Annotated in this window: 12 protein-coding genes and 1 tRNA gene; 2 read left to right on the top strand and 11 right to left on the bottom strand. The window is 62.2% G+C overall.

Going from position 1 to position 12,201, the window contains the following annotated elements; all coding sequences use genetic code 11:
- Positions 1-8: 8 nt before the first annotated feature.
- The 9 genes from ACILSQ_RS21200 to ACILSQ_RS21160 form a co-directional block, all read right to left on the bottom strand.
- A tRNA-Leu gene (locus tag ACILSQ_RS21200) sits at positions 9-95 on the bottom strand.
- Between the two features lie 21 nt (positions 96-116).
- On the bottom strand, positions 117-791 hold the full coding sequence (locus ACILSQ_RS21195) for a hypothetical protein (RefSeq protein ID WP_395745659.1): 675 nt from the start codon (positions 789-791) through the stop codon (positions 117-119).
- A gap of 23 nt (positions 792-814) precedes the next feature.
- On the bottom strand, positions 815-1,822 hold the full coding sequence (gene floA, locus ACILSQ_RS21190; RefSeq protein ID WP_395745658.1) for a flotillin-like protein FloA: 1,008 nt from the start codon (positions 1,820-1,822) through the stop codon (positions 815-817).
- A gap of 57 nt (positions 1,823-1,879) precedes the next feature.
- Positions 1,880-2,350 carry an NfeD family protein gene (locus ACILSQ_RS21185; protein WP_395745657.1) on the bottom strand — a complete coding sequence of 157 codons (471 nt, stop codon included), beginning with the start codon at positions 2,348-2,350 and terminating at the stop codon, positions 1,880-1,882.
- A gap of 110 nt (positions 2,351-2,460) precedes the next feature.
- Positions 2,461-3,888 (bottom strand): hypothetical protein, encoded by a 1,428-nt coding sequence (locus tag ACILSQ_RS21180; RefSeq protein WP_395745656.1) that lies wholly within the window; start codon positions 3,886-3,888, stop codon positions 2,461-2,463.
- Between the two features lie 125 nt (positions 3,889-4,013).
- Entirely contained in the window at positions 4,014-4,433 is a 420-nt protein-coding gene (locus ACILSQ_RS21175) for a hypothetical protein (protein ID WP_395745655.1), read from the bottom strand.
- A 67-nt stretch (positions 4,434-4,500) separates the two neighbouring features.
- Positions 4,501-6,333: an arylsulfatase gene (locus ACILSQ_RS21170; protein ID WP_395745654.1), complete on the bottom strand. Its 1,833-nt coding sequence runs from the start codon at positions 6,331-6,333 to the stop codon at positions 4,501-4,503.
- 385 nt (positions 6,334-6,718) lie between these two features.
- Complete coding sequence (locus tag ACILSQ_RS21165; protein WP_395745653.1) at positions 6,719-7,186, bottom strand: DUF3368 domain-containing protein; 468 nt, start codon at positions 7,184-7,186, stop codon at positions 6,719-6,721.
- 20 nt (positions 7,187-7,206) lie between these two features.
- Positions 7,207-7,446 carry a UPF0175 family protein gene (locus ACILSQ_RS21160; RefSeq protein WP_395745652.1) on the bottom strand — a complete coding sequence of 80 codons (240 nt, stop codon included), beginning with the start codon at positions 7,444-7,446 and terminating at the stop codon, positions 7,207-7,209.
- 259 nt (positions 7,447-7,705) lie between these two features.
- Between ACILSQ_RS21160 and rpmE the strand changes: the two genes are divergently transcribed.
- Positions 7,706-7,963 carry a 50S ribosomal protein L31 gene (gene rpmE, locus ACILSQ_RS21155; protein ID WP_395745651.1) on the top strand — a complete coding sequence of 86 codons (258 nt, stop codon included), beginning with the start codon at positions 7,706-7,708 and terminating at the stop codon, positions 7,961-7,963.
- Between the two features lie 250 nt (positions 7,964-8,213).
- Positions 8,214-9,293: a peptide chain release factor 1 gene (gene prfA / locus ACILSQ_RS21150; RefSeq protein ID WP_395745650.1), complete on the top strand. Its 1,080-nt coding sequence runs from the start codon at positions 8,214-8,216 to the stop codon at positions 9,291-9,293.
- A gap of 1,122 nt (positions 9,294-10,415) precedes the next feature.
- On the opposite strand, the gene ACILSQ_RS21145 is transcribed toward prfA, so the two are convergent.
- Positions 10,416-11,657, bottom strand: coding sequence for a HEAT repeat domain-containing protein (locus ACILSQ_RS21145; RefSeq protein ID WP_395745649.1), 1,242 nt, complete (start codon positions 11,655-11,657; stop codon positions 10,416-10,418).
- An 18-nt stretch (positions 11,658-11,675) separates the two neighbouring features.
- Complete coding sequence (locus ACILSQ_RS21140; RefSeq protein ID WP_395745648.1) at positions 11,676-12,131, bottom strand: hypothetical protein; 456 nt, start codon at positions 12,129-12,131, stop codon at positions 11,676-11,678.
- Positions 12,132-12,201 lie beyond the last annotated feature (70 nt).

Genomic DNA, 12,201 nt, shown 5'->3' with positions numbered 1-12,201 from the left:
TCTTTGAGTGGTACCGGCGGTCGGACTCGAACCGACACATCCTCACGGATACAAGATTTTGAGTCTAGCGCGTCTACCAATTTCACCACGCCGGCATGTCTCAAAGAAGAGCCTCCTTAGATAGCGAAATCGCCGGAGCTTTGCAAGGCTTTTGGCGGCCCAAGTATCTCCTGCATCAAAATCGCCTGCCTCATCAGCGCGGGATCCTGCCGCAGGTTCCGCACCGCCGCCAGAAGCGCGCCCGCAGGCACCGCGGCCCTTGAGACCACCATGGACGGTGCAGCCACCACCACCGGCACTGTTTCCACAGCCGCGGCCACCACGGGTGCCGGCTGCGGCACGGGGGCACGCACAGGCTGGGCCTGAGACTGCCGCTGGCGTTGAGGTTGAGCTTGCGGCGGCTGCTGCCGAAGCACCTGCTGCGGCCGCGGAGCCTGCTGCTGCTGTTGCGGCCGCTGAGGTGCGGCGGTCGGAGCTCTCACTGGTGCCGGGCGTGCCGGAGCCTGCCCTGCCGCTTCCTTGAGCTCCTGCCACGCCTTGCGCAGTTCATCCCAGGGCGAGGGCGGCACCACCGGCGGAAGAGGCGGAGGTGCGGAGGCCTGTCCCGTTTGCTTGCGCCACGCAGCCTCCCGCAGCCGCTGCTCCTCAGGGTCCGGTGGTGGCGGCGCTGCCGTTCCCCCTTTCTGCTGCAGGTTCTCCCACAGCCATTTCACAAACCCCGCCAGCACCGCAATGACGATGATCGCCACCTGAAACGGATCAAGATCACTGCTCGCCAGAAAAGGATGCATGGCCGCAAGAGTCAGGCGCGGGGTTATTTGGCTCCGGTGTCACCGGCGATCTTGCTGCGCATGTCGGTGTCAGCCAGCACGTTTTTATATTTGGCAAAATCCATCACGCCGAGCTGCCCGTTGCGGAAGGCCTCGGAAATCGCCAGCGGCACCTGCGCCTCCGCCTCCACCACCCGCGCTCTCATTTCCTGCGTCCGGGCGGACATTTCCTGCTCCAGCGCCACCGCCGCTGCACGCCGCATCTCCGCCATCGCCTGCGCGATCTTCTTGTCCGCCTCCGCCTGCTCCGTCTGCAGTTTCGCTCCCACGTTTTCACCCACGTCGATGTCCGCGATGTCGATGGACAGAATCTCAAACGCCGTGCCCGCGTCCACGCCCTTGTGCAGCACCAGTTTGGAAATGGCGTCGGGATTTTCCAGCACGTCCTTGTAGGAGGTCGAGGACCCAATGCACGTCACAATCCCCTCCCCCACACGCGCGATCACCGTCTCCTCCGTCGCACCGCCCACAAACCGGTCCAGGTTCGTGCGCACCGTCACCCGCGCACGCACCCGCAGCGAGATGCCGTCCTTCGCCACCGCGTCGATCTTCCCTCCCCGCCCCATGTCCGGGTGCGGGCAGTCGATCACCTTCGGATTGATGCTCGTGCGCACCGCCTCCAGCACCGTCTTCGTGGTGCCTTTGCACGCCAAGTCGATGGCGCACGCGCGGTTAAAGTCCAGCGGGATCCCCGCCTTGTCAGACGCGATCAATGACAGCACCACATGCGTCACTTCGCCCCCGGCCAGAAAGTGCGCCTCCAGTTGGTCCGTGCCGATCGGTATCCCCGCCTTCGCCGCCGTGATCCGCGTGTCCACGATCAGCGCATTCGGCACCCCTCGCAGCCACATCGCCAGCAGCGTCGGAAAACTCACCGGCGCATTCGCGATTCGCGCGCGCAGCCACAGGTTGAAAAACTTCGCGACCAGCAGAAACAGGACAAGCGCCACGATGATGACAGCGCCGATGAGGAAGATTTCGAGGGTGGACATAGGTGAATGGATGTAGGGGTGGATGGATTGGAAAAAAAGCAGCAGTCAGTCTCAGTCTCAAAGCGTCCGCACCAGGAGGTTGCCCGGCTCCGCCGCGATCACCTCCACGCGGGCGCCGGCCGCCGCGAGACCATTCTGGCAGCGCACCTCATAGCGCTGTCCCGCGATCTCAGCGCGCCCCAGCGGGCGCAGTTCAGTCAGCGCCACGCCCTGCGCACCCGGCGCGGCCCCCGCATGCGGCTGCGTGTCGATGCTCGTGGTCAGCGTCAGCGACCGTCTGAAAAACTTCACCGCAAACCAGCGCAGCCACGCCACCAGCGCCGCCACCGAAAACACCACGATCCCCAGCGCCAGCAGCAGCCTCTCTCCGGAGCTCCACCCTCCCAGACCATCAGACATCAGCGCCAGGCCCAGCGCGATAAAGATGGAGATCGCGCCTAGAATGCCCGCCACCCATCCGGGTAGAAAGGTTTCCAGCATGATAAGCAGGACGCCGAAAAGCGTGAGAATGGCAATGCTGGAAAGCATGTGTCTTTCATGCTGCACGCGTCACCCCGGCGCGTCAACCCACGATCACTCCCACCCCGGGGTCATTGCCTCCTTCACCTCACTTCACCTCACTTCACCTCACTTCACCCTCACGGCCCCCGCGCTGGCACCATCGACTGCCGCCAGTCCTTCGCTCCCGCCGGGATGTTGCCCAGATTCAAAAACGTAGGCGATGCCGGGCTCGCAAACGACGTCTTGGCCAGGCGGCTCGCATCCGCCGCCGTCGCGGCATCCAGCAGATTCTGCGTCCCCAGTTTCACCGCCGTGCCCGCCGGCGCCCGCGCCAAGATCGGGTCTCCGCCCAGCTCGGTCCGCGGCTCCACCCGCGTCCACGTGTTGGCAGACCAGTAGTCCCCCTTCCACGTGCGGTTCGCGCTCGTCGGCACATAGATGGCAAACCGGTCAAACAACACCTCCGGCACATACCGGCTGCCCACCCGGCTCGCCAGCGGCGGGTCGCTCGGGTCCGGCCGACTTTCCGTCGATTCCAGCAGGTATTCCTTGTCGTCGATCTTCACCACGCACCACGCGTGCCCCCCCAGGTCGCCGTAGCGTCCTAGCGCCACTCGCACCTGAAATCCGCGGGACATCAGCCAGTCCGCCAGAAAGATCGAGGAATCCTCGCAGTCCCCCCGTTGCAGCCGCTGCGTCTCATCCGCAAACTGCCAGCAGTCCGTCTGCTCAGGCTTCGCAAAGCTGCTCCCAGGCTTCGCCCCCGGGTCGTTCGCATAGCGGCAGTTCGCATGCACAGCGGACCAGATCGTGAAGAGCTGCTGCACGCGCGACTGGTTTTTCGCAAACACCGCCTGCGGCGCATACCCCGTCAGAAACTCGTTCACATAATGAAACCGTCCCGCGCTGTCCGCGGCGATCACCGCATACTTCCGGTGGCACTTCGGGCACTCCAGCGCCATGCTCCGCTGCGCCCGGGAAAGCTTCATGAAGTGCGGCTGCTTGCAGTGCACGCACGTGCTGAAAAACGGCTCGTCGCCAGACTGCGTCAGCGCCTCCGGCGTGAAATCCCGCAGCCTCTGTCCCAGCACCAGCAGCGCCTCGTTCATCAGCCCGCTCGCCCTCGGCCGCAGCGCGATCGCCATGTGCGTCATCTCCGGCTGCGCCCGGTGCGAATACTCGTGAAACCGCTGTAGCAGCTCCCTCAGGCTCGGGCTGCTCGCGGAGCACACGGACACCCGGTAGTACCGCGGCATCCCCTCCTGCACCAGCTCCGTCACCTTGTTCAGGTCCGCCGTGTCGATCTTCGGAAACTCCCTCTCCAGCCAGGCCTCCATTTCAGGGTCCACCCGCAGCGTCGGCGTCTTCGCCGCCATTCGCGAATAGTTGAACTGGTCCACCAGATCCAGGCGGAACTTCGCCGCGCTGTACTGCGCGCCCGGGCTCGTCATCAGCTCCCGGATCCTCATCTCCCACCCGTTCAGCCAGCCCTCTCTCAGCGCCGCTATCCCCCCCGCCATCAAAACGGCGAAGGCGACGAGCCAGGTGAGGAGACGACTGTTCATGGTGTACCGAAATTATAGTTTTTATAACGATCCACGCAACGAAAACCGGGTGCAAAGACAAACTCCTTACAGTTCCCGCCCACAACTAGGGGGAAATCCCCCGCCCCAGGGTGGGATGCACCCCGCTATTTTTGCACCTTGTACGGAATCCGTGGCGCGTACGGCCACAGATTCGGCGCGCTCATTCCGATGGCGCCCAGCATCGTGCTCGGGCTCTCGTCCACCGTGTCCCGCAGATCGCCAAACCACGCCGCTTGTGGATTTCCCGCCAGGCTGGACACAAAGATCCCTCCCCGCTCGCTCCGTCCCAGCAGCACCCCCTTCGTACGGATGGGTTCGGGCGCCAGGTAGTACGTCCCCTTCGCAGACACCACCTCCGCCACATACAGCCCGGCTGGAAACTGCACCCACCCTTGCCCGCACTCCCGCGTTTCATTCGGGCCCACCACGATCCCCGGAGTTCCCGCCGGGGCGGGCTTCAGCGAGCCGCAGGCGGCCATGAACAGCGGGGCAAGGGCGAAAAAGAAGGCGCGGTACAATTTCATGCAGTGATTGGTTGGGGATTTTTCCCTGGTTGGAGGGTTACCCCAGCATCAGGATCCGTGCCATCAATCACTTTGTCTTCAGCGTCAGCGTCACCCGCCTAACCTCCATCACCGTCTGCCCGGGAATCTCCAGCGCGCGCAGCGTCAGCAGCCCCCGTTTGGCCGGCAGCGAGACTGTGCCCAGCGCCAGCGTGTGGAAATCCCGCATGTAGCTCTCACCCTTCCGCGAGGCCCGGTCCTGGTCATCCAGCAGGCGTGGGAACCACCCCGGCTTCACCTTGCCCGTGGTCTTCCCGCCCTCAAAACTCAGCTCCACCGTCGAGCCCGCATCCGCCTCCGGGCACGCATAGTCGATGCTTACCTCATACTCCCCCGCCGTGTGCACATCGATGTCCCAGGTCATCGCATCCTCCTTCGTCTTCCAGTTCACAAAGTAGGAGCAGTTCGGCGCATTGGAGCTCCGTTTCACCTCGCCATGCGGAATCCCGTCCCGCGCCTCCAGCATCGTGATGGGAAACTCCCGGTACCCCACCGGATAGGGCCGGTCATCCGCAAACGGTTCCGCCCCCGGGTTTTTCCCCTTTGCCTTCCCCTGCCCCTGCCCCTTGCCCTTCCCACCGGCGGCCGGTTTCACCGCCACATACGGCTTCCCAAACACCTCCTGGTGCCACGCCGTCGCCTTCTCCTTGAGCTGCGCCGTCAGCTCCGGCTGCTCCGCGGAGATGTCTTTCTTCTGGTTCGGATCAGCGATCATGTCAAACAGCCCGCCGCTCGCATCCAGCCGGTGCGTTTGCGTCCGCACGCTCAGCTTCCCGCCGTTGTAGTTCATCAGCTCGCGCGGCCCCCGCTTCCATTCCCCGCCCAGCAGCAGCGTGGAGAAATCCCAGCCGTCCAGCGGCTTTGTGCTCACCGGCTTCACCCCCGCCAGCGCCGTCAGCGTCGGCAGCAGATCGATCGCCCCTGCGATCGGCGTGATGAGCGTGTCCTCCTTGATCTTCCCCGGCCAGCGCATGAACAGCGCCGAGCGCACCCCGCCCTCATCCGTCACGCCCTTCTTCCCCTTCATCCCACCGTTCCAGCGGAAGCTGTTGGGCCCGTTGTCGCTGAAATACACCACGATGGTGTTCTCGCTCAGCTTCAGCTCATCCAGCTTCTTCAGCACCCGCCCCACGTTCACGTCGATGTTGTCCATCATCGCCAGCACACACCGGCTCACCGCCAGGTCCTCCTTCTCCCCCTCCTCCCCCCGCATCGTCACCGGCGAGTCCTTGAACTTGTTCCAGTGCTCGTCCGGCACGCTGAAAGGCGAGTGCGGCGTCGTCAGCGGGATGTAGCAGAAAAACGGCTTCTCCTTGTTCGTCTCCATGAACTCCAGCGCCTTCCCCACCAGCACATCCACGATGAACCCCTTCGCGCGAAACATCACCCCGTTGTGCTCCAGCGGCGGGTCAAAATACTCACCCCAGTGCCCCGAGGTGTAGCCCACATACTCCTGAAACCCGCGCGCATTCGGGTGGTACGGCCACTGGCTCCCATTGTGCCACTTCCCAAACGCCCCCGTCGAGTAGTCCGACGCCAGAAACGCATCCGCAATCGTCTTCTCATCCGCATTCAGCCGCTCCAGCCCCGTGGAAACCCCCTTCACCCCGCCGCGCGAGTGATACCGCCCCGTCAGAAACTCCCCCCGCGTCGGCGCGCACAGCGCACACACAAAATACCGGTCAAACCGCGCCCCCGACTTCGCCAGCGAATCAATGTTCGGCGTCTTCAGGTTCGTGTTCCCGTGGATCGAGTAATCCCCCCACCCCGAGTCATCCGCCAGCATCACCACCACATTCGGCGGCGCCGCTTGGAGCTGGGTGCAAGCAAGAGCAAGGAGGAGACAAAGTCGGTGGATCATGGTGCGCCCGGTAACGCAACGAAGGGGGCGTTGCTATCAGCGGTTTGACGCCCCCAAAGTGTCAGGCATGAATGGCACTCGGTTAAGCTCCCTGATCGATATTTTTTGCCGTTTCGTCGCGTCGCGTCATGAACTGCGGAATCACCTTTGCTAATATCGCTCTCGCCTCTCGCACCAGCCCTGAAGGGGCTGCGGATTACAGCCCAGGGTCAGCCGAGCCTCGGCGAGGCGACCCTGGGTTGTCACAAGCAAAGCGGGAAGCAAACCGGGCGCTCCTGACACATCCAGCATTTGCCAGCAGCGTCTGCAACATGCCCCGCCGCACGCCTGCCGCCCAGCACCACCTTCAACCACGGTCAACCGCCTTAGCCGAGTGCCATTCGTGTCAGTCATTTTCGCCAGCAGCTCGCAGCACTGCCTCTCGAAGTGATGGAGCAATCCAGAAACGGGCTTCCTGCTGGAGACGCTCCAGCAAAGGTGCCACGGCAATGATCAGTCCACGTTGCCTGGCCTGGAGCAAGATGCCGGGCAATCCCATGGTCGTCAGTTGCAGCGAGGCCGCGACAGCGCGCCCTTCAGCCTCATCCATGAGCACCAAATCAGCTCCCACTTCCAGCGCCAAAGAGAGGGCCGCGATCTCCCCTGCATGAAGAACTGGAGACTGCGCCCAAGCATGAGATGTGGTCAGCGGATCGGCACGCAGGATAAAAGCTGGAAATACCAGCCCAAGAAAACGTCGGTCTTCATCTGCAAGTCGCTGAAATTCCGCCTCCACTTGCAGTGGTGCATGCACGACCCCAAAGAGCGAACTCAGCAAATCCTGCTGTTCCAGGAAGCAGAGATTGAGAATCACGGAAGTGTCGGCAACGACAGTCACCTGCTGCCCAGCACACGAAGAGTTTCCAAATCCTGGGCCAGCATCTCCTCCGTGTAAGACGGAATGCGCCGAGCGAAGAGTGCCTGATCAAAATCATAGCGGCTGATGCCAGCGACATCTGCCGCGAGCTGGCGGGAGAGATGGCCGGCCGCATAAGCTCCGCAGGCCAGATCGATGCGGATCTCTTCCTCTCCCAAGGAAGCAAGCGCAGGGTCGTCAGGAAGAGTGATCGTCATGGCCAATGGTAGAACAAAAACAGGCAGCGGCAAGCCACCTCTGCCGCCCCGAGGAGGCAAGATGGAACACAGGCTCCCGGACAAAGACAAAAACTCTCCATCTACGTTCCATTCCCTCTCCCAGATTCGTCATTCCTCATTCTGATTTCGTCATTCTCCCCCCTCTTGACTTCCCCCGCTCCTCCATTATCCTGTTCTCCCCCACGCCCCGGCGAAAGCTGCATTCCGCGCCTCGCCGAACCACGTGGAACCCACCACCATGAAAGAAAACATCCATCCCAAAACTCAGGAGACCACCATCACCTGCACCTGCGGTGCTGTGTACAACACCATCTCCACCGTGCCGAACCTCCGTATCGGCATCTGCTCCGCCTGCCACCCCTATTTCACCGGTGAGCAGCGCTTCATCGACACCGCCGGCCGCGTGGACAAGTTCGCCCAGCGCTACGGTTCCATCCGCGCCCGCCGCACCGCTCCGAAGCTGGAGTCCGCTGCGCCTGCCGCCGCCGAGTCCTAGCTCCCAGCCCCCTCCCTTTAGCCAAACGGTGCCCAAGCCTCGCGCTGGGCACCGTTTTCTTTTGGTGCGGCGGAGCAGTTCTTGATTCGGGCTTCAATCTCACCGGCTCAGTCTCTACGTCTGCCGCTCCACACCCCTTTCTTGACCTCCTGACCGCTCACAGTGTCCAGCCCAGTTCACCGCTTGCGCGGCCCCCTCCGGCAACCACTGCAAACCATCGCCAACAACCGCAAACCACCGCCAACTTCCCATGGACTACTCAGGCGTCATCGCCGGAAAACGCACCCGCTTCGCCGATCTCGAGGACATCATCGGCCGCCCCAACTTCTACGATGATGCCAAGAAGGCGGGCGAGATGCTGCGCGAACATCGCAGCCTGCAAAACCTCCTCTCCCACTGGGATTCCTTCGAAAAAACCCAGGTCGAGCTCGCCGACAGCCGCGTCATGGCCAAGTCCCAGGAGGACAAGGAATTCGCCGAAATGGCCGCCGCCGAAATCCCCGTGCTGGAGCAGCGCCTCGTCGATCTCGAAAAATCCATCCAGGAGTCCATCCTCCCGCCAGATCCCCTCGAAGGTCGCGACATCATCCTCGAAATCCGCGCCGGCACCGGCGGCGACGAAGCCTCCCTCTTCGCCGCCGATCTCCTCCGCATGTACACCCGCTTCGCCGAAGGCCGCGGCTGGAAGATCGAATCCCTCGACTCCAGTCCCTCCGAAGTCGGCGGCCTGAAGGAAGTCATCGTCAAGATCAGCGGCGAAGACGTTTACCGCATCATGAAATACGAAAGCGGCGTGCACCGCGTGCAGCGCGTCCCCGCCACCGAAGCCCAGGGCCGCATCCACACCTCCGCCGCCACCGTCGCCGTCCTTCCCGAAGCCGAGGAAGTCGACTTCGAGCTCAAGCCCGACGAAGTCCGCATTGAAGTCTGCCGCTCCTCCGGCGCCGGCGGCCAGGGCGTGAACACCACCGACTCCGCCGTCCAGGTCCTCCACATCCCCACCGGCACCATCGTCCGCTGCCAGGACGGCCGCAGCCAGATCAAGAACAAGGAAAAAGCCCTCAGCATCCTCCGCTCCCGCCTTTTGGAAAAGAAGCAGCAGGAAGAAGCCGCCAAATACTCCGCCAATCGCAAAAGCCTCATCGGCAGCGGCGGCCGCGAAGAAAAGATCCGCACCTACAACTACCCCCAGAACCGCGTCACCGACCACCGCATCGAGCTCACCCTCTATAACCTCGACCAGTTCATGGAAGGCCGCATCGACCAGATCCTCCAGGCCCTCCTCGCCAGCGACCTCAAAGAACGCCTCGCCGAAGCCGGCTTGGTGTAAGCACCATCAGCAGTTGGACACTGTTCTGTCTGCCAAGCCGGACAGACCACGCTTCATTGAAAACAGGCCTGTTCACAGTCTCCTTCACCACGATTATGCCTGATGAATCTGGCACCGCTGACGTTGTTCTCGATCAACGTGGCGCTCCGGTCGTAGGTTGGATGTGTTTGGCGTTAAGGACATTGCTCGCTCCTCCCACAACACCCGCCGCCAAACCGTCCGACCACGAGGACGTCCGTACGCCATCGTACTTACCGCACGCTGACAGGCGATCGGGCTGTCGCCACATCCATCATGCGATCCAACACGCACAGCCCTGCTTGAAATAAGTGTCCGCAAAAAGCGGCGCCAGGCCGACAACTGCACTCTCAGGCAAAACGCCTTCTGTCGGAGACAGTCCTGTTTTCAACAAACCGTGGCATGATACCACGCTCTGTTAAATGCGGGTCCATTCTTCTCGCGCACCAGTCCCCTGCACTTGGCCTCATGACCCCGTAGGGGTCACAACCGGTAGCCAGGGGTAAGCGACGAAGGAGCGCCACCCCTGGAAACGCACGCCCCCTCCGGAAAGCAAACCCATCACATTCTTCGCATACCGCGCCCTCCAGCAGCGTCTCCCCGCCATTCCGCCGCAACCATTTCACCGATGCTGATAGACTCTTTCTCAATCCCTTCTGACTAACTTGATGCCCTGACGGTTGACCCGCAATCCCACGTGGACATGCGCTGCTGTAGCGCGGTATTCCGATACCGCGACGGCACCGCCTCGGAATCGGTATTCCGAGCCACATCCCCGCACGCAACACGCTTTCAGCACTCCTCTGTGCCGAATGACCCCAGAGTTATGGCATTTTCCAAAATAGATTTCCGAAAAATGGGTCGGGCGACGGTCCCCTTCGGGTACGATGGAACACTCAATTTTACCGCAAAGAGGCAGAGGACCAGAGAATCGATGCAAGTCTCTGCCACCTCTGCACCTTTGCCCCTCTGCGGCAAACCGAACCTCCAAAAACTCGCCTTACCGGAAATCAGTTTCGCGAATCGCTATAATCTCCGTTCCACAATCAAGCCATCAAGCCGCCTTGAATTCACGTGCTCTGGGTGAAAATCCCGGTCAACCCGTCACGGCTTCTTGCCGTGCTCCTTCCGGAACCACTCTAGCTGCTCCCGCGCCTCTCGTTGCACGTTCACATCGGCATCCTTCGCCGCCACCTCCAGCGCCGCGCCGGCTTCGTCCGTGCCAATGATTCGCAACGCATACACCGCGTTCTGCCTCACCCCGCGCTCCGGGTCTGTCTTCGCCGCCTGGATAATAAGCGGTAGATTCTCACCACCAAACACACCCAGCACCTCCATCGCCGCCGTCCTCAGCTCCGCAGGCTGATCCAGAGCAAACAGCTCCAGCAAACGGCCTTTGACCTGTGCAGTATTGGCATGCCTCAGGGCCCGGATGGCATCGTGCTGGACCCGTGTCTCCTTGTCAGACGTCAGGCGCAGCAAAAGCCCCACCATCCGCGGTCGCTCTGGCGTCGCCACTTCAGCAAGCACCCGCGTGACCGCACAGCGGACCGTGATGTCTGGCAGCGCGGCCAGCCGCTCAAAGGCCGCCATCTGCTCCGCCGTCACCTCCACGGAATGCCGGCTTTTCACCAGCCACCAGTAGCTGCAGCAGGCATTCAGCAGCACCGGATTTTCCGAAGTCTTCAGCCATCGTGCCACGATCACCTCGATCTCGGCATTGACCTCGCGCTTGTTCACCAGCCCCGCAATGGCTTCCGCCGTAACTTCATCCGGCTGCCCTTGGAGCAGCCCCTGAAGAAACGGAGCCCTCTGCGCATCCGGCAGGCAGTGAACCTTGGTGCGGACCGCTTGCGCCCGCGTCGCCGGCTCCGCCTGGGTCAGCGCTCTCTCGATGCCGGGCAGCAACCTGGCCAGACCTTTTTCGTCGAAGCCGTCCTTGTCTTTTCGGTTGTGCAGCCGCCAGACAATCTGCCGCAGCGCCCAGTGGACGGCTGCATTGGATCCTTTGTCCAGGCACCCTTCCAGAACATCCGCCGGCTGCAGGGTCTGACACCATTGCAGCGCCTCGTTGCGCAGCGGGTCGGTGCCGGAAAAAGCATGGTTCGTTCCCACCGCATCCACCACCTGCGGTTCGACAGCCAAAAGCGTTTCTATCGCGGCAGTATCAGCCGGAGCTTGCTTGAGTCGTGCCAAGGCCGCCCGCACCTTCTCCTGCATCTCAGGATCAAGCGGATTGCCATCAATAAACGACACCCCCGCCAGAGCCGCGCCGCAGACAACCACCGCGCATGCAGCCATCACGGCCGCTTTCAAAAGAGTGAGCGGCACAAAGCTTCGTTTCATATCAAAAGAAACGGATCGTTATTTGCTGTACTGAGGATAAGCCGCCCGCGTGTAATCAAACACACCCCTCCCCGGCGCCGGACGAAACACAAACCCGTCCACCTCATGCTTCCGCGAAAACCACGCGGCCTTGGGGTGGAACGGCGCCACCGGCAGCTCGATGTACTTCCCTTGCTCCACACCCTTCGTCACATGCTGCGCCACCACCAGGTTTCTCCGATGGGTGTAAACCCGGAGCGGATGCAGCCGCTGAATGCCCGGGTCCCAGTAGCCCGGCGGAATCTCCCGCTGCAGTTTCTCCCGATGCTTCAGCACCGCATCATCATACGCCGCCATCGTCCGCCATGCATCCCGTTGCAGCCCCTTGTGAAAGCTCGACCCCGGGTCCGCATGCTGCTCCTGCATGCAACTGCTGAGAAAAACAAGCAGCGCCCCCAGAATCAGCGAGGCAGCGGACGGAAAAATCTTGGACATGTCCCCACATTTAGCATGCCCCCCGAACATTCAACCACCTTCTCACAACACCATCTGAAGATCACAGTTT

The organism is Prosthecobacter sp. (assembly GCF_044227185.1).
Taxonomy (GTDB): Bacteria; Verrucomicrobiota; Verrucomicrobiia; order Verrucomicrobiales; family Verrucomicrobiaceae; genus Prosthecobacter.
This window is presented reverse-complemented; position numbering and strand designations above follow the sequence as displayed.